General features: G+C 70.1%; 1 protein-coding gene. It reads left to right on the top strand.

The window, feature by feature from the left end; genetic code table 11:
* Nucleotides 1-93 precede the first annotated feature (93 nt).
* Nucleotides 94-1,091 (top strand): hypothetical protein (locus OEB96_RS00385; RefSeq protein ID WP_323137306.1); only part of this gene is annotated, 998 nt, incomplete at its 3' end.

Raw genomic sequence — 1,091 nt, 5'->3', positions numbered from 1 at the left:
GTGCTGCAGCACACCGCGCCGATCATCGAGGGTGGCGTGGACGCGGCGGGCTTGACCCCGTGGTACAGCACGATCGGCGCGATCCCTGCGACCGTGACCGAGAGCAACGCGATCTACTCGCACACGACGGTGGCCTCGTACCTCAGCTTCGCCAGCCAGGTGCAGGCCCCGGACATCTGTGCGCCGACGGCCGCGGTGCTCATCACCGACGGCAACCCGCAGCCCACCAACGAGGGCGGCTGGCCGCTGTACCAGCGGCTGGCCGAGCTCCGCAACCAGCTCAACACGCAGGTATACGTGGTGGGCTTCTTCTTGAGCAACAGCAACGAGCTCAACTCGATGGCGTGCGCGGGGGCCGGGGCATGCGCGGGAGCGATGTGCGACGACCCGTGCAACGACCCGCCGGCCAACGACTGGGACACGTGCGCCAATCCAGCCAACCCCACCGTCGAGTGCGCGTACGCGTCGAGCTCGGCCGAGGAGCTGAAGCTGGCGCTGTCGGGCATCATCGCCAAGATCGGCGACTTCAGCCTGCCGTCGGGCCCGGGCAGCACCACCAACGATTTCGGGGTGGCCGACGGTGGCGGAGGCGAGGAGATCGCGGTGCTGCAGACCTCGCTGACGGCGACCACCGACTATCCCACGTGGCGCGGCCACGTGACGCGAGCGCTGTGTGACTTCCGCGACCCCGACACGGGCGACCTGCTGCCCACGTGCGTGGCTCCCAGCCCCGAGTTCTCGCCCGAGGACGCCGAGGAGACGTTCGGCCCGTGCCCGCAGAGCCGCTCGTGGGACGCGGGCGAGTGCCTGGCCCTGACCCCCTGGACCGCTCGACGGCTGTACACGCACGATGCCAGCAACGACCTGGTGCCGATCAACGAGAGCAACGGCTCGGCCAGCGCGGGCTTCGTGGCCGAGCTGTCGGCACAGGGGCTCGTCAGCGGCGGCAGTGCACAGGCGCAGGCCAACGAGATCGTGGCGTTCCTGTTGGGTCGCGATGCGCCCGACGGCTGGAAGCTGCCGGGGCTGGCGAGCTCGGCCCCGATCATCGTGCGTCGGGTGCCGGAGTACGACCCCACCAAGACCCCCAC

The organism is Paraliomyxa miuraensis, from assembly GCF_026337845.1.
Lineage (GTDB): Bacteria > Myxococcota_A > Polyangia > Nannocystales > Nannocystaceae > Paraliomyxa > Paraliomyxa miuraensis.
The sequence above is the reverse complement of the archived record's forward strand: the minus strand, read 5'-3'. Positions and strand labels throughout refer to the sequence as shown.